Source organism: Mucilaginibacter sp. BGA-UO-ETr-C110 (assembly GCF_059567985.1).
The window spans coordinates 58,094-80,682 of record NZ_JCAQPB010000002.1; the positions used below are offsets into that span (position 1 = coordinate 58,094).

The window sequence follows — 22,589 nt, forward strand, 5'->3', positions numbered from 1 at the left end:
CGTAGTTTAATTACATAATCATTTCATCGATACTTTAACTTCAGGCATTTTCTTGCTAACTTCGTAGCTGTGGATAATTTTATTGTTTCGGCTCGTAAATACCGCCCGGCTACTTTTGAAACTGTTGTTGGTCAGCAACATATAACCAACACGCTTAAAAACGCTATTAGAAATAATCAGCTGGCTCAGGCATTTTTATTCTGCGGGCCACGTGGTGTGGGTAAAACTACCTGCGCACGCATCCTGGCCAAAACCATCAACTGTACCAATTTACAGCCTAACGGCGAAGCTTGCGGCGAGTGCGCCTCCTGCAAAGCGTTTGAGAATGGTAACTCCTTTAACGTACACGAGCTGGATGCCGCGTCAAACAATTCGGTTGACGATATCAGGAGTTTGATTGATCAGGTACGCATACCGCCACAGGCTGCCCGGTATAAAGTTTATATTATTGATGAGGTGCACATGCTGTCGCAGGCGGCTTTTAACGCCTTTTTGAAAACATTGGAGGAGCCACCACATTACGCCATATTTATACTGGCCACTACCGAGAAGCATAAAATACTCCCTACCATACTTTCGCGCTGCCAGATATTTGATTTTAACCGTATCAGGGTTGATGATATGGCTGGCCACCTGGCATCAATAGCGGGCAAAGAAAACATTAGCTATGAACCTGATGGCTTGCATATTATAGCGCAAAAAGCCGATGGTGGTTTAAGAGATGCCTTGTCTATGTTTGACCAGATTGTTAGCTTTTCTGGTGGCAAGGTTACTTATCGCTCGGTAATTGATAACCTGAACATTCTTGATTACGATTATTATTTTAATATAACAGACAGTCTGTTACTAGAAGATACAGGCAAAGTACTGTTGTTTTTTGACGAAATATTATCAAGAGGTTTTGATGGAGCTCACTTTATAGCCGGCCTGTGCGAACATTTCCGCAATCTGTTGGTCAGTAAAGATCAATCAACTTTAAAGTTACTCGAGGTAAGCGAAGGAATTAAAAATAAATACCTGCAACAGTCACAAAGCAGCCCGGTATCGTTTTTACTTTCGGCCATGAATATTGCCAACCAATGCGATATCAATTATAAGCTGAGTAAAAACCAGCGGCTTCAGGTTGAGCTCGCATTGCTTAAAATGTGCCACTTGCCCTCGGCATTTAATATGGTGACTTCGCCGCTCACAGCAACATCCGCCGCAGACGGGTCATTAAAAAAAAAACCTGATACCTCAACAGTAACAGCGCCGGTACAAACTAATAAGATCAATAATGAGGCAGCAGTATTAAGTGATACACCGCTAACTTATAATACAACGAAATCGCAAACTGTTGAAAATAAACAGGTAACAGAAGTAAAAGAGCAAGCACCGGCAGAAAAACCTAAAATATTTATACCCTCACCAAGCCTGGGTTCGTTATCCATAAAAATACCATCGCTTACAGATACCGGTAAAACCGCAGAAGAAGTAGCAGCAGAAGAGGAAGACCCCTATTTAAAAGGAGATGACCGTGATGATTTTACCATGGACAACTTTTTGCAATGCTGGAGTGATTTTGCTGCTAAGATTAAGGCAGACGGTAAAAAGAACCTGGTAACTATTTTTATAGCCAACGCTCCGCGGATGATTAAACCTTACGAGTTTGAGATAGTGGTGGGTACCAAATTACAGGAAAACTTATTTAAAGAAGAAAGACCCGCTTTACATAATTACCTGCGGGGCCGGTTAAAAAACTTTACTATTGAAGTAAATGCACGTGTAGATGAACAGGAGGTAGTGAGAAAACCGTATACGGCGATAGAAAAGTTTCAGTACCTGGCTGCCCGCAACCCCCAACTGGTTGATTTGCGTAACCGTTTTAATCTTGATTTTGATTAAGCTATTTGATCATGCCGAACTTGTTTCGGCATCTCACATACAAAGTTGCAGCATGCAGGTTAATTGTCCGGAGTGATCCTGAAACAAGTTCAGGATGATCGGAATGAGGTACTCAAAACTGAAAAACTTATTTTAAAAATTCCGTATCATTTTTAGGGTAACCTTCATCGTCAAGGTCGTCCCGATCATCTTCAGGAGTGTGTGCTAATGCAGAATCGGCGGGGTCAACTTCTACAATTTCGCCCTCGTCAATGTGCATGCCAAGATCATCAACGTCCGTTTCAAGCGATCTTTTACCTGCATACTCTTCATCCGTATTATCGTATGGATTGGCTTCGTCATAGGTCGAATTCATGTCGTTGCCGTTTTTAACGGAAGTGTTATAGGGATCGGGGTGATCATAATCCGGATCGTCGCTTTTTACATCATATTCAAAGCTGTTGTCGTCAGGATTGTATTTAAGATCCTCCTTGTCAATGGTTTCGCCTAATTCGTCTTTTAATGTTCTGTCCCGATCGGCGCTGTTATCATTTAAAGCGTCATCGTCTTCATAATCATCATCAAATCCGGGGTTTATATTTTGATTGTTCATCGGTTTTTGCTTTGATTAAATATACCAAAAAACCTTGCCAAAACCAAAGCAGGGGCAATTAATAATAATGCGAATCAAGGGTCAAGAACCAAGAGTCAAGAAAACAGCCAAATATGGAATAACAACCTACAAATTAGAGGATGTTTAGTTCTACTAATAGTAAACGAGTAGGTTTTCTTATTTTCTTCTTGATTCTAATATCTTGACTCTTGATTCTAATAATATATTTGTTTGCGGTAAGACGTTACACCGCCAATGGCCACTTTTACGCCCAGGGTAAACTGTGTAAATATATCATTATGAAGCCCGGCCTTGTACCCGTCAAGGTTATCATCCATTACCCTGTTATATTGGTAGCCCAGGTCTATTTTAATACCGGGATTGTTATACTGGTTAAATAACTTAATCTCATAACCTATTCTTATGGGTATAAAAGGTACCTGGCTGTTGTTGTCACCCGGAGGTTGAACACCAGCCGGCAGACCATTTTCTCCACCCTTTTTTACATGGTTCACCAGGTACCCGATGCCGGTTGAAAGGTAAAGGCCTTTAAATGCATTGGCCATTGGGCTATTAGAGTAATCCATCAGCTCGCCAGCCTGCAATTGTACCCTTAAGGCAAAGGCCCAAAAATGGTTTTCAAATATACGGCCATATCCCAAACTCGGGTCACCGGCTTTAAGCGTACCATATTGCCCTTCAAAAACATAGTTTATAAATGGGCCATGATTATAATTGAAGTTAAGTTGAGCCGAAGGGGTGTACTTTAAAGCTTTGGTTACATCTGTACTAATGGGATAGTTAAGACCAAGGCCGATGCCTACATCGTATTGAGCATAATCGTAACCTAACTGGGCTTTCGCAAAAAATGCGCTGGTGCATAGAATAATTGTAAGGACTGTTCTTAATATCAGTTTTGTCATAGATAGACATTAGGGGGCTACTAATTGGCAATCTGTTAATTTATTTAACTAACGTTTAATTTTATAAAAATAGTATTCGCCCCTGCAAACACAATAAACTTGCCACAATAAATAGTCAGGCCCAGGTAAATCAATAAATTTCATCTATTATTAATGAAAATGGTAAAGTCTATTTAATATATTTGAAGCCATTAAAATAAAAAAACAACATCAGGTATGTCAAAAATTAAAGTAGAAAATCCGGTAGTTGAACTGGATGGCGATGAAATGACCCGAATCATCTGGAAATTTATCAAAGACAGGTTGATAATTCCTTATCTGGATCTTGATATCAAATATTATGATCTGGGTATCGAGTATCGTGATGAAACTAATGATCAGGTGACCATTGATGCCGCTAATGCTATCTTAAAATATGGTGTAGGTATCAAATGCGCCACTATTACACCTGATGAGGCCCGTGTAGAAGAGTTTGGCTTAAAACAAATGTGGAAATCGCCAAACGGAACTATCCGTAACATTTTGGATGGTACCGTTTTTCGTGAACCCATTGTAATGGCCAACGTACCACGTTTGGTGCCTAACTGGACTGCTCCTATATGCATTGGCCGTCATGCCTTTGGCGATCAGTACCGTGCTACCGATTTTTTAACCAAAGGGAAAGGTAAATTAACTGTGACCTTTACTCCAGAAGATGGTAGCGCCGAGCAATCGTACGAAGTGTATAATTTTAAGGGCGATGGTGTAGCCTTAACCATGTATAATACCGATGAATCTATTACAGGATTTGCACATGCCTGCTTTAATCAGGCTTTGATGAAAGGCTGGCCTTTATATTTATCAACCAAAAATACCATCCTGAAAAAATACGATGGTCGTTTTAAAGATATTTTTGAAGCGATATATCAACAGGATTACAAACAAAAGTTTGCTGAAGCAGGCATTACTTATGAGCACCGCCTGATTGACGACATGGTTGCATCTGCATTAAAGTGGAATGGTAACTTTGTTTGGGCTTGTAAGAATTATGATGGCGACGTGCAATCAGATACAGTAGCACAAGGTTTTGGTTCATTAGGTTTAATGACCTCTACTTTAGTTACCCCAGACGGTACTGTTATGGAAGCCGAAGCTGCGCATGGTACTGTTACCCGCCACTACCGCGACCATCAGGCTGGTAAACCAACCTCAACTAACCCTATCGCATCAATTTTCGCGTGGACAAGAGGATTGGAGTTCCGTGGTTTGTTGGATAATAACCAGGAGTTGGTAAACTTCTGCAAAACTTTAGAGCAGGTTTGTATCGAAACGGTAGAAAGTGGTAAAATGACCAAAGATTTGGCCATCACCATTAAACCAAAGGTTGAACATGGTACTGATTACTTGTATACCGAAGAGTTTTTGGCTGCTATTGACGAAAACCTGAAAATTAAATTAGGTAAATAAGCTATAACCCAAGCTATACAAAAGCCCGCTCTTTAGAGTGGGCTTTTTTGTGCTCATCAATTTTTGATAAAAAAAGCTGAATCGGTTTATCTGTTTCTTTTTTTAACTCCTAACTTAGCGCTATAAAAACAAAACAGATGTCAGCATTATATCCGTTAAAATTTAAAACTATTTATAAAGACAAAATATGGGGCGGTCAAAAGATCAAAACCTATTTACATAAAGATTTTGGTGCTTTGCCTAACTGTGGCGAAACCTGGGAAATATCAGGTGTAAAATCTGATGTATCTGTAGTTGCCGATGGCGAACTGGCTGGTGAATCACTGGCCGACTTGCTGGAGAAATATCAAGGTGAATTGGTAGGTAAAAAGGTTTATGCCCACTTTGGTAATATATTCCCATTGCTGGTAAAATTTATTGATGCTAATGAAGATCTGTCTATCCAGGTGCACCCGAATGATGAACTGGCCAAAAAACGCCATAATTCATTTGGAAAAACCGAGATGTGGTATGTAATTGAAGCCGACCCCGGTTCAACGCTGATTGCAGGCTTTAACCAGGAACTTACCGAGCAGCTCTATCTTGATAAATTTAACAGCGGACACCTTACCGACATTTTGAACAAGGAAGATGTAACAGCGGGTGATGTGTTCTTTTTACCAGCTGGCAGAGTACACACCATTGGTAAAGGTTTGCTCATAGCCGAAATTCAGCAAACATCTGATATTACCTACCGTATATATGATTTTGACCGGGTTGATGACAAGGGCAACAAACGCGAGCTGCATACCCAGGAAGCGCTTGCGGCTATCGACTATAAACATTATCCGGAATATAAAACCAGTTACCAGCCTAAAAAGGATGAAACAGTAAAACTGGTTACTTGTCCTTATTTTACAACTAACCTGCTCGATTTTACGCATAGTACCTCTAAGGATTACTCAACGCTTGATTCATTTGTGATTCATGTATGCGTGGAGGGGGCTTACACTATAAAATACAACGGAGAAGTATACTCAGTAAAAATGGGTGAATGTATCTTGCTGCCTAAAAGCATCGATCAGGTTGAATTGGAAACAACCGGCGACTTTAAAATATTGGAAAGCTATATTGAATAATAGGTCTATTAGTACAGGTACTATTTTACAGTACCTGTACTAATTTCTTCTATTGTCTTGCTATTCCCTGCAGATCTTTGAAGATCTCCTGAAGACGCTGAACATCCACCGGTTTAAAAATATAATCAGAAATAGAAGGAATATTTTTCGCACGGTCAATATCGTGGGAGTCAATAGATGAGCTGAGGATATAAACGGAGATTTTTTTCCCCAGTTGAGATTTTATTTCCTCAAATTCTTTCAGAAATTCCCAGCCATCCATTACGGGCATGCTGAGGTCTAGAAATATAATATCAGGCAAATTCTGAGCATTATCAGGATCTCTTAAATGGGCAATTGCTTCACTACCATTATCAAAGTGAGTAACCTGATTGCTTAGGTCTTTTATGCTGAGGAGCTTTTTAAATCCGTAAGCGTAAATTTTGTTGTTATCAATAATACAGGTATTAACAGCGGAAGTGGGTATGATCATTTATCAGTTTAAATTACACCAGTTTAATGGTAAATTTAGTGCCAATATTTACAGTGCTTTCAATTTTAATGGTGCCACCAAGCGCTTCTATCTGGTTGCGGGTAATAAACAGGCCTATGCCTTTGGCATCAGGATTTTGATGAAATGTTTTGTACATGCCAAATACCTTGTCGCCATAACGATCCAGATCTATCCCTATCCCGTTATCTTCAAATATCAGGTAAATATGATTTCGCTCTTTCATGGTATAACACCTGATGATGGGTTGTCTATCCAGGTGGCTGTATTTCAGAGCATTAGTAAGTAGATTTTGTAAAATGCTCTCCATATAAGCTGGTATATAGCTTATTTGCGGGCACTGACTAAAATCATATTCTATACGGGCATTTAGGGCTTCTATATTGCTTTTTATAGCAGACTGGATATTGTTGAAAATGGCTTCAAAACTGATGATACTCCGTTCGTTGGTAATTTCAGTCTGTATCTTAACAATTTCGTTCAGGTGTTCAATGGTGGCGTTTAAGCTACTGCTGATCGATTTAATATGCGCGAAGATCTCGGTACGATCTTCAGCCAATTCTGTTTCTTCATACAAGTTCACCATGAATTGCAGGTTACCAGTATGCGAACGCAGATTGTGTGATACGATATACGCAAAATTTTGCAGGCGCCTGTTTTGATCGGTCAGTAAATTGAGTGATGATTCCAGGCTGAGCCCCTTGCGTTTGTTGCTGTCAATATCCTGTAAAATGCCCCGTATAGTAACACACCGGCCATATTCGTTAATAATGGGTACACCTTTGGCCCGTACCCAGATCACATGATTTTTGGCAGTTCTGAACAGCAATTCCAAGTCATAAGGCTGGCAAAACTCCAGCGCGTTGTTAATGGCGTTTTGTATAACGGTGCGATAGGGTGGTTCGAAAAAACTTACAGTCTCTTCAATGCTGAGCTTTATTTCGGCTTGTAACTCAAAAATATCGTATATCTGTTTGGATAATGTTAAATTGAGGGTAGCGGCATCAATTTCCCAGCTGCCCAATTTGGCAATCCTGATAGTATCACCGTAATGCTGGTCATTGCGGCTAGCCTGCAGTTCGGCTTGTTTATACTGGTTAATATTAATAATGGAGCCATAAATGATCTGCCCGCTTGTATCATACTGCCTTTTGATAGTGCTTTCAAACCAATGATATCCGGATGATTTGGTGAGTAACCTTATTTGAATCGGTTTAGCAGGGTTTGTGTTTTGATCATTTAAAGCGTTCAGAAAAACAGCCTTGTCCTGATGATATAAAAGGTGTTCAAAAAATATGTGATTGGAGCATTCAATTTCATTGGTATCATACCCCAGGATACTGTAAAAACCAGCCGACCATTTAATAGTCCTGGTATTAATATTATATTCCCAGATACCTGCATTAATGTTATCAATTATTTGAGCAAGATGCAGCCTGCTGTCATCAGAAAACTTATCCTCAGAAAAACTCATATAAATTAATACCTACTCATTTATTTGATAACAACACCCTCTCTATAAGAAAATTATGTGCCATAATTTAAAATCACGAAAATTACAACCATACGTTGTGTATGTTTTTTCTGATCTGCGGTATTAAAATCTAAATCACCAGACTTCAAATATAGTATTTGAAATTATATAAACAACTCTTATACTGATGATTACAAAATAAAATTTATTGTATTAAAATATAGCCATTTGGGTAGGTTCATAACTCAAAATAATTAATTTGGCTATAGTTTGTATATAATTTGTCTGCATTTGATTATAAAAGGATATTACAATCATGATTTGAGCGGCGATTTTTTTTGAAAAGAGGTAATAATCGTGCTACAAAAGAAAAAAGACCACTAAAATTGATATTTTTAAAGGGAATGTCCTGTTTTTAATCCGGTTTTACGCCGGCGGAAGATTATAATTATCTCGTTGTTAATTCAGCAAGGGCATTTGAAGCTATCCATTTGGCTGCTTTATGATCTTGTTTTAAAATATTTTGGGCTGTTTGTATAGCTATTTCCTTTAAAACATCGTTTCTTTTCCCGATCTGCCGGAGTGCCCAGTTCACCGCTTTTTTTACGAAATTCCGATTATCCCAGGCTTCCCGTTCAATAATGGGCATTAATGCTATAAATGATTCGTTTCCAGCTTTTTTATTGTGTACCGCGTACTCTGCCATGAGCACAAAGCCTGCCCGCTTTATAAATTCTGCCTCATGAGCGCTAAATTCAAGGGCCTTGCTTATGGCAAAAGGAGTGCGATCAAACAGATTACCACATACCTGGTCGCATATATCCCATGAATAAAAATCCTTTGTCCAGTTATCGATCTGTTCTTCGGTAACCAGAGCCGGATCATCAATTAGGGATGCCAGCAGGCGGGCCTCATGTAAACCTTTATCCCATAGATCAAGCGCAAGTTGGTGATCTTTTTTGATGGTTTTGGCCAGCTTTCGCAATTCGGGCAGGCGAACGCCAATAGCATTTGTATTATCAATGCCGTAACGTTGCATGCCAGCCAGGTAACCGGCGTCAGCCTTATCTTTTAAAAAATCAATGATCTCATGAACAGCCATGTGTCAATCTGTTATGCTTTTGCTTTGCAGCCTGCTGTGTATATCCACCACTTCCATCAATGCAGCCGAACAATAAAAAGGGTGCAGTTCCATGACCAAACTGCCTGCTTTTATAGCAGGATCGGTTTCGGTTAGCTTTTTGGCTTCGTCAAGGGTTTCGACATTAAAAATAAATATCCCCCGGATAGGCTGATCATCCAGGAACGGGCCTGCCACAACCAGTTTGCCTTCGGCAGCCAAACGGGTAATATTTTTTAAATGTGCCATTTGCAGCTGCATCCGTGCTGCTGAATCTTTGAGTTGAGTAGGGCCCTCCTTTAAAAAGGCAAGCACATATTTTTTCATACCATACTTGTCGGCACCCAGTTTTTTAGCCAGTGCGGCATCATAAACAGGTTTGGCGGTATCCTGTGCAAAACAGTTGATACTAAAAGTGATCATTGCGAAGAGGAGGATGAGCTTTTTCATTAGTATTATTTGTTTTTTAACTGTAATGAAGCTATCATGAGCTGTTTTATTCATGCTGGTTTGTGAGCTTTAGCTCATGATGGTTTCATTTACGTATGAATTTAGGTTCTATCAAATATAAAAAATCATAAGGCAAAAAAAGCCGGGCAATTTTGCCCGGCTCAAATTAAAACATCGCTAATAGTTAATAGAATATCTTAGATGGGTTATTCCTTAATTAAAGGTTCCCTCTTATTTCCTGTTCGCGCTCAATGGCCTCAAACAAGGCCTTAAAATTACCGGCACCAAATGATTTGGCACCTTTACGCTGTATGATCTCGAAGAACAGGGTTGGTCTGTCTTCAATAGGTTTGGTGAATATTTGCAACAGGTAACCTTCATCGTCACGGTCAACCAGGATACCCAGCTTTTTCAAGGGCTCCAGATCTTCGTCGATATGGCCCACACGGTCTGTTAACTCATCATAATAGGTGGTAGGCACGGTCAGAAACTCTACACCACGGCTCTGCAGGTCGGTTACGGTTGCCACAATATTGTCTGTAGCCAGGGCAAGGTGTTGTACGCCCTCGTCCTCATAAAATTCCAGATATTCCTCTATCTGCGATTTCTTTTTACCCTCAGCAGGTTCATTGATCGGGAACTTTACATAGCCATTGCCATTGCTCATTACCTTACTCATCAGGGCAGAGTATTCGGTGCTGATCATTTTATCGTCAAAGGTTAAAATGTTTTTGAAACCCATGATGTCTTCATAAAAATTCACCCATTCGTCCATCTTGTGCCAGCCTACGTTACCCACGCAATGGTCAATATATAAAAGGCCGGCGGTAGGTGGATTATAATTGTTCTCGTGCTTTTGATAGCCTGGTAAAAATAAACCATTATAATTTTTACGTTCGATGAACATATGGACGGTTTCGCCATAAAGTTTGATGCCACTGGTGCGTACTTCACCATGTTCATCAGTAAGGGTTTGCGGTTGTTGATAAGGCACAGCGCCGCGTTTGGTGGTTTGTTCAAAGGCGTCATAAGCATCATCAACCCAAAGGGCCAGCACTTTTACACCATCGCCGTGCTTTTTAATATGCTCGGCAATAGGGTGATCAGAGTGCAGGGGAGTAGTTAACACGATCCGGATCTTGCCCTGCTGTAATACGTATGATGCCCTGTCGCGCACACCGGTTTCGGGCCCGGAGTAAGCCAGGTTCTGAAAACCAAAAGCGGTTTTATAATAATGGGCAGCCTGTTTGGCATTACCCACATAAAACTCCACATGATCGGTACCGTTAAGCGGTAAAAAATCTGTAGAGGTTGGTTTTTTATCTAAAGTTTGTGTTTGCATGGTTTTTAATTATTGAATTATTGAGTTAGCGAATTAGTGATTGCTTTAGGCTTTTTGCTTTCAGCCTTTCGCTTACATCTGCCAGCTCTTGTAATAATTTTCGTCTTCAATTTTTATAGCGTCTTCGGTCAGCATCAGCGGACGGAAGGGATCTATCATTACCGCCAGTTCATCCGTTGATTCTTTACCAATTGATTTTTCGACCGAACCCGGATGAGGCCCGTGCGGTATGCCACCAGGATGCAGGGTGATCTGCCCTTTTACTACGCTTTTACGGCTCATAAAATCACCATCTACGTAATATAAAACCTCATCGCTATCCACATTGCTATGGTTATAAGGGGCAGGGATAGACAGCGGGTGGTAGTCAAACTTGCGGGGTACAAAAGAGCATATCACAAAGTTGTTGCCCTCAAAGGTTTGGTGCACAGGTGGTGGTTGGTGCAGGCGACCGGTTATCGGTTCAAAATCATGTATAGAGAGTGCCCAAGGGTAATGAAAACCGTCCCATCCAATAAAATCAAAAGGGTGGGTGCCATAGATATACGGATAGATCAGACCCTGTTTTTTGATCAGGATCTTAAAGTCGCCTTTTTCATCATGTGTTTCCAGATCGGTAGGGCGCTTGATATCACGTTCGCAATAAGGCGAATGCTCCATCAGCTGTCCATACTGGTTACGGTAACGCTTAGGAGGTCTTATCGGGCTAAAGCTTTCTACAATAAACAACCGGTTATCGGGCGTATCAAATTCCAGCTGATAGATGGTACCACGGGGTATCACCAGGTAATCTCCATATACAAATTTGATATTGCCGAAGCCTGTTTTCAGGGTACCGGAGCCTTCATGTATAAAAACTACCTCATCAGCCTGGCTGTTCTTATAGAAATAGTCTGTCATGGACTTACGTGGTGCGGCCAGTGAAATATGCAGATCGCTGTTTACCAGAACCGGCTTGCGGCTTTGCAGGTAATCATCCTCTGGTTTTACATTAAATCCGATCAGGCTGGTATGTTTCAGGTGTTTTTCGCGCGCTATTTTGGGCTCAACACTGTATGGCTCACCCAGGGTTTTTACAATAGTAGGCGGATAGGCATGGTATACCAGCGAGTAAAGGCTCGAAAAACCTTCGGTTGATACCAGCTCTTCGGCGTATAACGAACCATCAGGTTTGCGGAACTGCGTGTGCCGCTTATGCGGAATAGCTCCTAATGTATGATATAAAGGCATGATGTTTTAATTGGTTAACAATAAAACGTTTAAAATATCAGGATAGTTTTCTTGAGAGCAAGGAATAAGGATTTGGGGACTATTGGATTGTGCGAAAAGCAGGAACAGGTCTTACTTGTCCTTACTCCCATAGTCTTTATTCCAAAAATCTTTTTAGTATTGAGCCAGCACAATTTTGGCAAGCATAGCATCCCTGAACGATGATGCATCGCTCATGCTGGTGAGGCCCAGTGAAAAAAGAAAATGTTTTTGTATGCTTAACATGGTTAGTACGAAATTAGAAGTAATATTTTTAATATGCAAGCATAATATTTTAACCACGCATGCGGTAAAATGTTTAGTTTTGGCTCAACCAATTACCGGTTATGATAAAAACGAAAGCTATATGGTTAGGAATAGCCATCTGGATCATAATTACCGTAGTATTTTCAAAATCTGATGCTCCTTCGGATGGATTCACTTCCATTGGCTTTCCTCTGCATTTCTATTCATATACTGGAGGTAAATTGTCCTCTGGTAGTTATATAAATAACGGAGTCATTTTAACCTACCTTTTAGTAGATTTTATTGCATTAATAGTTTTTATTGTATTGCTCCATATTATTTTATTAAGTAGGCGAAAGCCAATTAAAACTCACTTATAAAAACATCGTCCTATGAAATTAGTATCCTATAAAACCGAAGACCGCGAGCATTTAGGTATTTTTATAAACAAGCATATTTATAACCTAAACTCCTGCGATAAGCTGATCCCCGACAATATGAATGAGTTTTTGTGGGGAGGAGATGAGCTAATGGATCATGCCCGGCGTGTTCATGAGGCCATCAGTTCGGGAAAAATGGAGGCTAAGGAGGAGTTGTTTTTTGAGTTGATAGCTCCCGTACCTCACCCTGCCTCATGCCGCGATGGTTATGCCTTCAGGCAGCATGTGGCCGCCGCGCGCCGCAACCGCAAGGTGGATATGATACCCGAATTTGACCAATACCCTATATTTTATTTCACTAACCATAACGCCATACAGGGCCCCGGCGAAATTGAGTGCATGCCCGACCATTTTAACAAGCTCGATTTTGAGCTGGAAGTGGCTGTAGTGCTCAACAAAAAAGGCCGTAACATTAAAGCAGCCGATGCGGATAGCTTTATTGCCGGTTATATGATCATGAACGATATGAGCGCCCGCACCCTGCAAATGGAGGAGATGCTGCTGAATCTGGGCCCGGCAAAAGGCAAAGATTTTTCAACCGTTATTGGTCCCTGGCTGGTAACACCCGACGAGCTGGAACCTTATAAAGTAGCCGCTAAACCGGGCCATACCGGCAACAACTACAACCTGCAAATGAAGTGCGTGGTGAACGGCAAACAGGTATCAGCCGGTAATATGGCCGATATGGACTGGACCTTTGCCGAGATCATTGAACGTTGCGCCTACGGCTGCGATGTGCTGCCTGGAGATGTCATAGGCTCGGGCACCGTGGGTACAGGCTGTTTCCTGGAACTGAACGGAACCGGTTTGCTGAATGATGCTAACTATAAACCCCAATGGCTGCAACCCGGCGACCTGGTTGAAATGGAGATCACCGGATTGGGCATGCTGGGCAATATCATTAAAAAAGCCAACAGCGATTTTTCGATATTGGGATTGAAGAAATAAGCTAAATACCGATGCTATCACTAAAAGTAAGCGAGCTTTCTATTTTTCAGTTACAAAACTATTTGAACCATGCTATAGCGCCGCGTCCTATTTGCCTGGCCAGTACGGTAGATAAGGATGGCAATGTTAACCTGAGTCCTTTCAGTTTTTTTAACGTATTCAGTACCAATCCGCCGGTTTGTGTGTTTTCGCCCTCGCGCAGTGTGCGGGATAATATCACTAAACATACACTACAGAACATTTTAGAAGTTCCGGAATGCGTGATCAATATCGTTGATTACAATATGGTACAGCAGGTTTCCCTCTCCAGTGTGATGTATCCTAAAGGGGTGAACGAGTTTGTAAAATCGGGTTTAACTCCTGTAGCATCCGAACTGATTAAACCACCCCGCGTGGCCGAAGCTCCGGTGCAACTGGAATGTGTGGTGACCCAGATGATTTCCCTTGGTGATACCCCCGGCGCCGGTAACCTGATTTTGGCCGAAATAAAGATCATCCACATCAAAGACCATGTTTTAGACACCGATGGCAAAATTGACCAGGCTAAAATGGACCTCGTGGCCCGCCTCGGCGGCGACTGGTATTGCCGTATAACCCAGGACAACTTATTCAAAGTAGCCAAGCCCAATGCCAAAATAGGTATAGGCGTTGATAGCCTGCCGCATGCGATACGTAACTCCCGGGTGCTTACCGGCAACAACCTGGGGCAATTGGGCAACCTGGAAGCCCTGCCAGCCGACGATGCCATTGAGGTATATAAACAAGACCCCGCTATAAAAGAACTGCTGGACGCCACCATAGGCGATAACCAGACCCGCGAACTGCAACTACACCTGAAAGCCAAACAACTCCTGGATGAGGACAGGGTAGAAGAGGCGCTGATGGTGCTGTTGATAGATTAAAAAAAGAGTCAAGAGATAAGAGTCAAGAAAGACGGCAAAGTTTTATCCTTGTCTTGATTCTTGACTCTTACCTCTTGATTCTATTCCCCCTAAAACGCGTAATCCTTCCCTTTGATGTGATAATCGGCGGGGAGGTGGTTTTTTTCAAACAGGTCATAACCAGGCTTTAGCGTTTTCCAGAACGGCATGTAAGGTTGTTGGCCAAAAATATCCATATAGTTTTTAGTCATCCGGAAGGGGTAGATATCCAGGTTGATCTTTTGCTGGCCAGCTTCAAATGCCTTGTAGATCAGCGTATAAATTTCTTCAATCCGCGGGTCGGTCATGGCGTAGCAGCCGATAGAGGCGCAGTGTCCGTGTATCATCACCGCGTCGCCGGTGTAGCCTTTTAGCTGTTCAACCTTGTTTGGATAGCCTATATTGATGGCCAGGTGATAATTACTCACCGGGTTAAGCTGTTTAGATTTAATGGTATAAAAACCTTCGGGGCTTTTGCCGTCGCCCGAGCGGGTTTTGGTGCCTACACCACCAGAATAGTAGCAAATATTATAGGTTTTGAACAGTGTATATTTTGTACCTGTTTTTAGCCACACCTCCAGCGCATCCTGGTATTTGAATATGCGCAAATAAACCGCAGAACCCGCTTTCAGACCTTTACTTTTTAACTCCTTTTGCAGCCTGGGCCATACCATGGTACGCACATCACTGGCGCGTTTGCTATCGGGGAGCTCGGTTTTTGGGCTTGTCATTACCAGGAACGATAACAACAGCAATTGTAATAATTTAGGCATTTAGGTTGATCGGTTTTTGTATAACTATACTTGTAGTTGTTCTGGAATTCTAACGAAATAATTCCGACGTTATTTTACCTTATACCTGTCCCTAAAACTTTTTAAACCTTAAATTTTAACACTTTTCTGCTCAAAACCGGGGTAAAACGGGTCGAAAACTGCTTCAAAAACCCTCATTTTAACACTTTTTAACAAATTTTAGCACGGTTTTGATGTGTTTTTGAAACTTTAAAAAGTATTAATTAGCTGAATGTCAAATAACTAAGTTGAAATTGGTTTGTTTTTGGCTTTGTTTTTCCTTTAACAAAACAGCCCGGTTTCCTGATAAAAAGGAAACCGGGCTGTTGGTTGATATAAATATACGAAAAATGATCGGACTATCCTAAGAATTCTACACTATGTCATTGCGAGGAACGAAGCAATCTCCTCGCGTTCTAACTGATTAGAATAGCTACGAGATTGCCACGTCGTTCCTCCTCGCAATGACAAGGTTGTTAGGTAATGGGCACAAAAAAAAGACGCATGTGATGCGTCTCTATAAAAAATATTTTAAATCCTGTTTTATATACCCAGTACTTGTTTCAGTTTGACGTAGCCGGTTTTGCTTACGGGTATTTTGGCGCCCGACTTGAGGATGGCCAGGTGGGCGTCTTTTTCATATGGATCGATACGGGTAATTTGCTGTATGGCGATGATGTAGGAACGGTGCACGCGCACAAACTGGCGGGCATCCAGCGTTTTTTCAAAAAAGTTCATCGTCTTGTTTTTCAGGTACGATCCTTCTTTAGTAAACACGCTTACATAATCATCATCGGCCTGCAGGTATTCCACATCGGCCACGGGGATAATTTTAACTTTGGTGCCTGTTTTTACCACGATACGCTCATTTTGTGCCGGCGATTGTGTGGCGGCGGTTTCCAGCAGTTCTTCGGTTTGCTTGGGCGCGTGTTTTTCGGGCGCGGTTGCCAGGAATTTTTCGATGGCTTTGGTAAAGCGGTCTTTACTAAAGGGTTTTAACAGGTAATCCACAGCATGGGCCTCAAAAGCTTTTATAGCGTACTCATCAAAAGCGGTAGTGAATATAACGGCAGGCGGTTGTTCCACCAGTTCCAACATTTCAAAACCATTTATTTTGGGCATCTGCACATCCAGGAAGATCAGATCAGGTTGGTGCTGCTGTATGGCTTTTAAACCTTCAAAGCCATCGTTGCACTCTTGTATCAATTCAATTTCACTAAAATTTTGCAGATATTCCTTTACAACCATTCGTGCTAAAGGTTCATCATCAATAATTAAGGCTCGCCTCATAACTGTGGTATTTTTATAATGGTTGTAAATATATTATCATTTCCATGAGTTTCCATCAAATCGTTACGGGCAAAAAGCAAATATAGGCGGCGCTGTACCCCGCGTAAGCCAAAACCGGTACCTTTTTGGGGGCGCGAGGTTTGCGGATCATAAGGGTTTTGAACCATCAGTACTAAATAATTATCTTCCATTTCGCTGCGGATGCTCACGGTTACTTCGCCGATGGTATCATATAAGCCAAATTTTATAGCGTTCTCCACCAGTGGCTGTAACAGCATGGAAGGCATCACGGCACTACCACATTTATCGTCGCAGCTTATTTCGGTTTGCAGGCGGTGGCCAAAACGTACTTTTTCAATCTCCAAGTACAGGTTCAGGTGTGCCAGTTCTTCGCTCAGGGGTACCTGTTGCTGATCATCTTTTTTCAGCGTGCCCCGCAAAAAGTCGGATAGTTGGTGGATCATCTTGCGGGCCTCATCGGGTTTAAAGCCGATAAGCGCATTGATGGAGTTAAGGCTGTTGAACAAAAAGTGTGGTTGCAGTTGCTGGCGCAGATTATACAGCTCGGCATCGCGGGCCAACTGCTCGGCCTCGGTTTTGCGTTTCTGCGTTTCTTTCTGATCGAGTTGCGAATACCAGAGCAAACTGATCATGGCCATCCAGCCGATAGCCAGGAAGTCGGTAAAAAAGCGGATAGTTATGGATTGCTGTATGAAATTAATAAACACCTTATCGGTATTGATAAGGGGCAGCAGGTAGCGGCAACCCAGGGTACAAATACCGGCCAGTGCCACGCACCAGATAAACAGGTTAATATAACTGCCCTTGCCGGGCTGGTAGTAACGCAGGTTATTATTGATAAGCCAGCAGGCGCCCGAAAGTAATATGGCGCTCAGGAAGCCATCGGTTGAGGCAGCGAACCAGTAAAAGCCAAAACTATGCACAATATAAGTTTGCAGGCCGGCCCAAACCAGGCCGCAAACAATAAATGCGCCGTATAATCTTGAAGCTGATATAGAGGGTAATGCCAAAACTTATATTTTTATATTTAGTATCAAGTAGTTAGTATCAAGATTTTATTAAGGTCCTGATGTTGTATGGAGCTCGATATTTGTATGTTTCTTTATGTTAAGTCTTTAGTATTAAGATTTTAGTATTTAAGTTTCGATTCTGTCGTGATACTTGATACTAACTACTTGATACTAATAATAAATCAATTTCTTACACCCAATAATGCCGATTTGTGGTGCGCCCAGGCAATGTACAGGTCGGCATCAGGTGTTTCATGTATATTATAGTACAGTTCGGCGCCATCGGTAAGTTCGCCTATCTGGTTTAGTTCGGCCACATCAATAAACTGCCATTTAACGGTTTGTTTTTCGATATTCTTAAAGCTATCCTGATTGGCATGGCCAATTTTGTTTGCTTTTTCAAAGGCACTCAGTTCATTATCGGCATTGATGAGGCGTAACTGCTCATCAAACTGCGCCTGGTGATCGCCTGCACCACTGATCACCCTGAAAACTAATTTTGCTACGTACCAGTTCATTATCTTTGTTTTTTTAGAAGTATCAAGTAGTTAGTATCAAGTATCAAGACCGAATTAAAACTTTGATGATAAAGTCGTGATACTTGATACTAGCTACTTGATACTTAAATCATTAATAGCTGCGTATATCAACCCCGGCAAAAATGGAGGTTCCTTTAAGTACCAGTATTTTATCGTTATTGGATGATGCGGTGCTGCGGATGCGTTTATCATCAACGCCTGCAAAAACCGCGGCCAGGTCTGATACCACCTGCCAGTTGGATGGCACAATGATTTTGGTGCCGCCAAATACCTGGGTAATGTCTATATAAACCCTGCCGCTGATGTCGGCCTGGGTAAAGTCAAGTTCGGCACCGCCAAAAATGTTCACTATTTCGCCGCCCCTAAAGTTTTTGGATAGTATGGTTTTGTTAACCCCGCCAAAAATAGAAACAGCATCCAGGTAGTCGTCGCCGTTATGGTAGCCAAAGGGAGGTGTATTAGGATCCTTGGGTGGTACATCGTCGCCATCTTTTATCGCGTAATCGGCTTCCGGGTCGTTTTTACCAAAATCAAAATTGGCGGGCTGTTTACTCCACGTGCCATCTTGTTTAGTCCATTTGCTATCCTTGATGTTCCGTTCCCAGTCATTATGCCTGCCGCGTCTTAAAATAAGCCATATACCAAAACCGATGATGGCTATGGGCCATACTACACGGTCGGCGTTGCCAATATTATCGTTTAATAAAAAGATGATCCCTAAAATGATCATGATGCTCCAGGATGCTTTCCTGAAGTTATGTTTAGCTCCAAAATAAAGGCCACATGCTATGATCCACATGGGCCAGCTGAATATCCAATCGGGAATTAAAAAATCGGCAAATTGCCTTAGGAGCAGCACTCCTCCTACGGCAAGTAGTATAACCCCAGCCATCGCTTTTCCTTTATTGGGGTTGGTTGTATGTTCTATATCGTTGTTCATTTGTGTGCAAATTAAATCATATCCAAAACTAAGGTAACATTATACATGTGCCAAACAAAAACTGGCGATATATTTAAAGAAATCGGTGGAAAGGTAGGTTTTGTCGGTGAAAAAGTTGACAAGGTTAGTATCAAGTAGCTAGTATCAAGTATCATGACCGAATTAAAACTTTAATAGTAAAAGTCTTGATACATGATACTCGCTACTTGATACTAAAAATTCCACAACAAAAGGGAGCCCGCAAACCGGTACTCCCTCATGAATTGACTACAAACTATTAACTATTAAATTAAACTTCTGGTTCGGTTGTTTTATCGAAATGAAAAGTATCCTTAGGCTTTTCAAAGTAAAGCTCTTCCTTGTGTTTACGGGGCTTAAATGCTACCCAGGCGCCAAAACCCATAATGGCTATCGGCCAAACAATGCGGTCGGCATCGGCTATGTTTTCGTCGAGCAGGAAGGCCACACCCACCAGGGTGATCAGGATCCAGGATGCTTTCCTGAAATTGTATTTAGCACCCATGTATAAACCCCAGGCCACTATCCACATCGGCCAGCTAAACAGCCAGTCGGGGAAAAGGAAAAAGTCAAATTCTCTGATCAATAGTATACCGCCAATGATCAGTAAAATTACCCCTGCAGCAGTTTTGCTATTATTGGGGGTAATGGTAGTTTCTATATCGTTGTTCATCGCTTTAAGTATTAATATTATACCCTAAAGGTACAGCGGTATACAAAGCAGGACAAGGTGATATAGGTGAACAGCGTGTAAGAAATCGGTAAAAGTATGGGTTTATCCGGTGAATGGAGATGGGGGTAGAGAGGCAAGAATCGAGAAAGGAGAAGCAAGATATAAGAATCAAGAATCAGGAAAAAAGACTATGATATTGGGATGACAGAACAGGGGAATTATAAGGAAAAAAATAACATGTCATTGCGAGCGTAGCGTGGCAATCTCGTCGCATGTATAAACGCGAGGAGATTGCTTCGTCGTTCCTCCTCGCAATGACATAATATAAGAACCCTCCCCAATGGGGAGGGCAGGGTGGGGTTACTCCGGCTCCTGTTGACTCAGGCAGTGGAAACTGCCCAGGCCCCAGATAATATCGGTTGAATCGATGCCGATCACTTCGTGATCAGGGAAGCATTGTTGCAGTATATCGCAGGCTTTATCGTCATTTACCGAGCGGTACGTAGGTACAATAACCGACGAGTTGGCTATGTAAAAATTAGCGTACGATGCGGGCAAACGGGTATCCTCGTAAATTACGGCTTCGGGCATAGGCAGCTCCACAATGTTAAGCTGTTTGCCGTTGAGCAGGCGCATGGTTTTTAAAGTTTCGAGGTTTTCTTGCAGCAGGTGATAGTTCTCGTCGTTTTTATCTTCCTCAACCACGGTAACTACGGTATCCTCGTTCACAAAGCGGGTAATGTCATCAATATGACCGTCGGTATCATCGCCAACAATGCCGTCGCCCAGCCATAAGATCTGCTCGGCGCCATAGTAGTTACGCAGGTAGGTTTCTATCTGATCCTGGCTGAGCAATGGGTTACGGTTTTTGTTGAGCAGGCAGGCGGTGGTGGTGAGGATAGTGCCCTTGCCATTAAAATCAACCGAGCCGCCTTCCATCACAATACCCGGGTTAAATACCGGCAAACCAAAATGCTGACCAATTTTGGTAGGTATTACATCGTCCAGATCAAAGGGCGGGTATTTACCGCCCCAGGCGTTGTAACCCCAGTCGATAATGGCTTTTTGTTTGGTATTTGGATTGATGACAAATGCAGGTCCGTGATCTCGGCACCAGGCATCATTAGTGCCAAAAGCAAACAGCTCAACCCGGTTCATGTCGACACCGGCATGCTGCAATTGAAAAATCACTGCGGCTTTCATTACCTCGTCGACCACGTTGATACGCACCAGCTCGTTACGGGTCAGGATTTTGATAAACTCGATGTATGAAGGATAAATGGTATCCAACTTACCCGGCCACGAAGCTTCCTTATGCGGCCAGCTCAACCAGGTCGCTGTATGCTTAGCCCATTCAGCAGGAAAGTGAAAGCCCTGCGAAGCAGGGGTTTGTATAGTTGAAATAGTTTGGCTCATATTGGTTAAAGCAAAATATATACCATACGTCATTGCGAGGAACGAAGCAATCTCTATGCTATACAGAGCGGCTCTGCAAATCGGGGATTGCTTCGTGCCTCGCAATGACGCGTGGAGGATTTAATCCTCGTCTAAAAGTCTTTTGGTTATAGGTTGGTATGAATCAATCCTTCTGTCTCTTAAAAACGGCCAGTGACTTCTGTAGTAATCAGATTTATCCAGATCAAGTTCCTGTACCACCACTTCTTCCTGATCATGCGAGGTTTGGTGAATGATGGCGCCAAACGGATTGGCAAAGAACGAACCGCCCCAGAATTTTACGCCGGCTTCTTCGCCTACACGGTTTACGCTTACCACGTGTATGCCATTGGCCACCGCGTGCGAGCGCTGTATGGTTTGCCATGCATTGTATTGCTCCACGTTAGTTGCTTCGTCCTGGGTAGTGGCCCAGCCAATAGCGGTTGGATAAAATAAGATATCGGCACCCATTAAAGCGGTAATGCGGGCAGCTTCGGGATACCATTGGTCCCAGCAAATAAGTACGCCTAATTTGCCGTATTTGGTTTTAAATACCTTGTAACCCAGGTCGCCGGGAGTGAAGTAAAATTTTTCGTAAAAACCCGGATCGTCAGGGATGTGCATTTTACGGTACTTGCCTAAGTAGCTGCCATCGGCGTCCAACACAGCGGTGGTATTGTGGTAAACACCCTGCGCGCGTTTCTCAAATAGCGAGGCAATGATCACCACATTCAGTTCGGCGGCTACTTTCTGCAGCTCGTCTGTTGATGGGCCAGGGATGCTTTCGGCCAGCTTAAAGTTGTCGTAATCCTCCACGTCGCAAAAATAAAGCGAGGTGAAAAGTTCCTGTAAACAAACTATTTGCGCGCCTTTTGCAGCGGCTTCCCTTACTTTAACAATAGCCTTTTGCAGGTTCTGCTGTTTATCAGCAGTGCAGCTCATCTGTACCAGGCCAACTTTTACTTTACTCATACTCATAAAATTTGCGCAAAAATAACAATTGCTACTTAAAGTATCGAGTATCAAGTATCAAGTATTGTGACTTAAATGTAAAAGTAAGTATCAAGAATTGAGTATCAAGTAGCTAGTATCAAGTATCAAGACACTTATGTGGTCACATTAAATAAATAAGTATTCTATAAAACATTCAGGAAGATAATTAGTTCAAGTCATGATACTTGATACTAGCTACTTGATACTAACTAAACAATACTGTAAGAAAATAATTAGCT

At 42.1% G+C, this 22,589-nt stretch carries 21 protein-coding genes; 5 read left to right on the top strand and 16 right to left on the bottom strand.

Translation table 11 applies throughout. The annotated features are described in order from the left end of the window. The first annotated feature begins 69 nt into the window (after window positions 1–69). Window positions 70–1,884 (top strand): DNA polymerase III subunit gamma/tau, encoded by a 1,815-nt coding sequence (locus AC57BQ_RS01605; protein ID WP_496404611.1) that lies wholly within the window; start codon window positions 70–72, stop codon window positions 1,882–1,884. A 127-nt stretch (window positions 1,885–2,011) separates the two neighbouring features. Here AC57BQ_RS01605 and AC57BQ_RS01610 read toward each other — a convergent pair whose 3' ends face one another. Both AC57BQ_RS01610 and AC57BQ_RS01615 read right to left on the bottom strand, forming a co-directional pair. Then, window positions 2,012–2,476 carry a hypothetical protein gene (locus AC57BQ_RS01610; RefSeq protein WP_496404612.1) on the bottom strand — a complete coding sequence of 155 codons (465 nt, stop codon included), beginning with the start codon at window positions 2,474–2,476 and terminating at the stop codon, window positions 2,012–2,014. A 215-nt stretch (window positions 2,477–2,691) separates the two neighbouring features. After that, on the bottom strand, window positions 2,692–3,399 hold the full coding sequence (locus AC57BQ_RS01615; RefSeq protein WP_496404613.1) for a hypothetical protein: 708 nt from the start codon (window positions 3,397–3,399) through the stop codon (window positions 2,692–2,694). Window positions 3,400–3,615: 216 nt separating this feature from the next. Here AC57BQ_RS01615 and AC57BQ_RS01620 point away from each other — a divergent pair, with 216 nt between their 5' ends. Continuing rightward, window positions 3,616–4,845 (top strand): NADP-dependent isocitrate dehydrogenase, encoded by a 1,230-nt coding sequence (locus AC57BQ_RS01620; RefSeq protein ID WP_496404614.1) that lies wholly within the window; start codon window positions 3,616–3,618, stop codon window positions 4,843–4,845. 137 nt (window positions 4,846–4,982) lie between these two features. Further along, a complete protein-coding gene (locus AC57BQ_RS01625) occupies window positions 4,983–5,963 on the top strand; it encodes a type I phosphomannose isomerase catalytic subunit (protein ID WP_496404615.1) in 981 nt (326 codons plus the stop codon). A gap of 49 nt (window positions 5,964–6,012) precedes the next feature. On the opposite strand, the gene AC57BQ_RS01630 is transcribed toward AC57BQ_RS01625, so the two are convergent. From AC57BQ_RS01630 to AC57BQ_RS01655, 6 genes are all read right to left on the bottom strand, one after another. After that, complete coding sequence (locus AC57BQ_RS01630; protein ID WP_496404616.1) at window positions 6,013–6,435, bottom strand: response regulator; 423 nt, start codon at window positions 6,433–6,435, stop codon at window positions 6,013–6,015. A gap of 13 nt (window positions 6,436–6,448) precedes the next feature. Further along, the gene (locus tag AC57BQ_RS01635; protein ID WP_496404617.1) at window positions 6,449–7,927 is read right to left on the bottom strand and encodes a PAS domain-containing sensor histidine kinase; all 1,479 of its coding nucleotides are present in this window, start codon (window positions 7,925–7,927) and stop codon (window positions 6,449–6,451) included. A 448-nt stretch (window positions 7,928–8,375) separates the two neighbouring features. Then, the gene (locus tag AC57BQ_RS01640; RefSeq protein WP_496404618.1) at window positions 8,376–9,029 is read right to left on the bottom strand and encodes a DNA alkylation repair protein; all 654 of its coding nucleotides are present in this window, start codon (window positions 9,027–9,029) and stop codon (window positions 8,376–8,378) included. 3 nt (window positions 9,030–9,032) lie between these two features. Further along, the gene (locus AC57BQ_RS01645) at window positions 9,033–9,497 is read right to left on the bottom strand and encodes a YciI family protein (protein WP_496404619.1); all 465 of its coding nucleotides are present in this window, start codon (window positions 9,495–9,497) and stop codon (window positions 9,033–9,035) included. Window positions 9,498–9,714: 217 nt separating this feature from the next. Further along, complete coding sequence (gene hppD / locus AC57BQ_RS01650; RefSeq protein WP_496404620.1) at window positions 9,715–10,839, bottom strand: 4-hydroxyphenylpyruvate dioxygenase; 1,125 nt, start codon at window positions 10,837–10,839, stop codon at window positions 9,715–9,717. Window positions 10,840–10,911: 72 nt separating this feature from the next. After that, window positions 10,912–12,069, bottom strand: a complete 1,158-nt coding sequence (locus tag AC57BQ_RS01655) for a homogentisate 1,2-dioxygenase (RefSeq protein WP_496404621.1) — start codon at window positions 12,067–12,069, stop codon at window positions 10,912–10,914. 656 nt (window positions 12,070–12,725) lie between these two features. Between AC57BQ_RS01655 and AC57BQ_RS01660 the strand changes: the two genes are divergently transcribed. Both AC57BQ_RS01660 and AC57BQ_RS01665 read left to right on the top strand, forming a co-directional pair. Beyond that, the gene (locus AC57BQ_RS01660) at window positions 12,726–13,721 is read left to right on the top strand and encodes a fumarylacetoacetate hydrolase family protein (RefSeq protein WP_496404622.1); all 996 of its coding nucleotides are present in this window, start codon (window positions 12,726–12,728) and stop codon (window positions 13,719–13,721) included. 11 nt (window positions 13,722–13,732) lie between these two features. Further along, entirely contained in the window at window positions 13,733–14,623 is an 891-nt protein-coding gene (locus AC57BQ_RS01665) for a flavin reductase family protein (RefSeq protein ID WP_496404623.1), read from the top strand. Between the two features lie 89 nt (window positions 14,624–14,712). Here AC57BQ_RS01665 and AC57BQ_RS01670 read toward each other — a convergent pair whose 3' ends face one another. From AC57BQ_RS01670 to AC57BQ_RS01705, 8 genes are all read right to left on the bottom strand, one after another. Further along, a complete protein-coding gene (locus AC57BQ_RS01670; RefSeq protein WP_496404624.1) occupies window positions 14,713–15,414 on the bottom strand; it encodes a L,D-transpeptidase family protein in 702 nt (233 codons plus the stop codon). Between the two features lie 561 nt (window positions 15,415–15,975). Further along, window positions 15,976–16,722 (bottom strand): LytR/AlgR family response regulator transcription factor, encoded by a 747-nt coding sequence (locus AC57BQ_RS01675; RefSeq protein ID WP_076377877.1) that lies wholly within the window; start codon window positions 16,720–16,722, stop codon window positions 15,976–15,978. Beyond that, window positions 16,719–17,753 carry a sensor histidine kinase gene (locus AC57BQ_RS01680; RefSeq protein WP_255366843.1) on the bottom strand — a complete coding sequence of 345 codons (1,035 nt, stop codon included), beginning with the start codon at window positions 17,751–17,753 and terminating at the stop codon, window positions 16,719–16,721. Before AC57BQ_RS01680 ends, AC57BQ_RS01675 begins: the two co-directional genes overlap by 4 nt. 182 nt (window positions 17,754–17,935) lie before the next feature. After that, window positions 17,936–18,271, bottom strand: coding sequence for a DUF4288 domain-containing protein (locus AC57BQ_RS01685; RefSeq protein ID WP_496404625.1), 336 nt, complete (start codon window positions 18,269–18,271; stop codon window positions 17,936–17,938). Between the two features lie 112 nt (window positions 18,272–18,383). Next, the gene (locus AC57BQ_RS01690; protein WP_496404626.1) at window positions 18,384–19,232 is read right to left on the bottom strand and encodes a LiaF transmembrane domain-containing protein; all 849 of its coding nucleotides are present in this window, start codon (window positions 19,230–19,232) and stop codon (window positions 18,384–18,386) included. A gap of 289 nt (window positions 19,233–19,521) precedes the next feature. Beyond that, window positions 19,522–19,923, bottom strand: a complete 402-nt coding sequence (locus AC57BQ_RS01695) for a LiaF transmembrane domain-containing protein (RefSeq protein ID WP_496404627.1) — start codon at window positions 19,921–19,923, stop codon at window positions 19,522–19,524. A 360-nt stretch (window positions 19,924–20,283) separates the two neighbouring features. Beyond that, entirely contained in the window at window positions 20,284–21,339 is a 1,056-nt protein-coding gene (locus AC57BQ_RS01700; RefSeq protein ID WP_496404628.1) for an agmatine deiminase family protein, read from the bottom strand. Window positions 21,340–21,459: 120 nt separating this feature from the next. Then, complete coding sequence (locus AC57BQ_RS01705; protein WP_496404629.1) at window positions 21,460–22,329, bottom strand: carbon-nitrogen hydrolase; 870 nt, start codon at window positions 22,327–22,329, stop codon at window positions 21,460–21,462. Between the last annotated feature and the right edge of the window lie 260 nt (window positions 22,330–22,589).

Excerpts from the sequence above, each read along its gene's own strand:
- AC57BQ_RS01610 (WP_496404612.1), bottom strand. The coding sequence starts at position 2,476 with ATGAACAATCAAAATATAAACCCCGGATTTGATGATGATTATGAAGAC.
- AC57BQ_RS01615 (WP_496404613.1), bottom strand. The coding sequence starts at position 3,399 with ATGACAAAACTGATATTAAGAACAGTCCTTACAATTATTCTATGCACC.
- AC57BQ_RS01620 (WP_496404614.1), top strand. The coding sequence starts at position 3,616 with ATGTCAAAAATTAAAGTAGAAAATCCGGTAGTTGAACTGGATGGCGAT.
- AC57BQ_RS01625 (WP_496404615.1), top strand. The coding sequence starts at position 4,983 with ATGTCAGCATTATATCCGTTAAAATTTAAAACTATTTATAAAGACAAA.
- AC57BQ_RS01630 (WP_496404616.1), bottom strand. The coding sequence starts at position 6,435 with ATGATCATACCCACTTCCGCTGTTAATACCTGTATTATTGATAACAAC.
- AC57BQ_RS01635 (WP_496404617.1), bottom strand. The coding sequence starts at position 7,927 with ATGAGTTTTTCTGAGGATAAGTTTTCTGATGACAGCAGGCTGCATCTT.
- AC57BQ_RS01640 (WP_496404618.1), bottom strand. The coding sequence starts at position 9,029 with ATGGCTGTTCATGAGATCATTGATTTTTTAAAAGATAAGGCTGACGCC.
- AC57BQ_RS01645 (WP_496404619.1), bottom strand. The coding sequence starts at position 9,497 with ATGAAAAAGCTCATCCTCCTCTTCGCAATGATCACTTTTAGTATCAAC.
- hppD (WP_496404620.1), bottom strand. The coding sequence starts at position 10,839 with ATGCAAACACAAACTTTAGATAAAAAACCAACCTCTACAGATTTTTTA.
- AC57BQ_RS01655 (WP_496404621.1), bottom strand. The coding sequence starts at position 12,069 with ATGCCTTTATATCATACATTAGGAGCTATTCCGCATAAGCGGCACACG.
- AC57BQ_RS01660 (WP_496404622.1), top strand. The coding sequence starts at position 12,726 with ATGAAATTAGTATCCTATAAAACCGAAGACCGCGAGCATTTAGGTATT.
- AC57BQ_RS01665 (WP_496404623.1), top strand. The coding sequence starts at position 13,733 with ATGCTATCACTAAAAGTAAGCGAGCTTTCTATTTTTCAGTTACAAAAC.
- AC57BQ_RS01670 (WP_496404624.1), bottom strand. The coding sequence starts at position 15,414 with ATGCCTAAATTATTACAATTGCTGTTGTTATCGTTCCTGGTAATGACA.
- AC57BQ_RS01675 (WP_076377877.1), bottom strand. The coding sequence starts at position 16,722 with ATGAGGCGAGCCTTAATTATTGATGATGAACCTTTAGCACGAATGGTT.
- AC57BQ_RS01685 (WP_496404625.1), bottom strand. The coding sequence starts at position 18,271 with ATGAACTGGTACGTAGCAAAATTAGTTTTCAGGGTGATCAGTGGTGCA.
- AC57BQ_RS01690 (WP_496404626.1), bottom strand. The coding sequence starts at position 19,232 with ATGAACAACGATATAGAACATACAACCAACCCCAATAAAGGAAAAGCG.
- AC57BQ_RS01695 (WP_496404627.1), bottom strand. The coding sequence starts at position 19,923 with ATGAACAACGATATAGAAACTACCATTACCCCCAATAATAGCAAAACT.
- AC57BQ_RS01700 (WP_496404628.1), bottom strand. The coding sequence starts at position 21,339 with ATGAGCCAAACTATTTCAACTATACAAACCCCTGCTTCGCAGGGCTTT.
- AC57BQ_RS01705 (WP_496404629.1), bottom strand. The coding sequence starts at position 22,329 with ATGAGTAAAGTAAAAGTTGGCCTGGTACAGATGAGCTGCACTGCTGAT.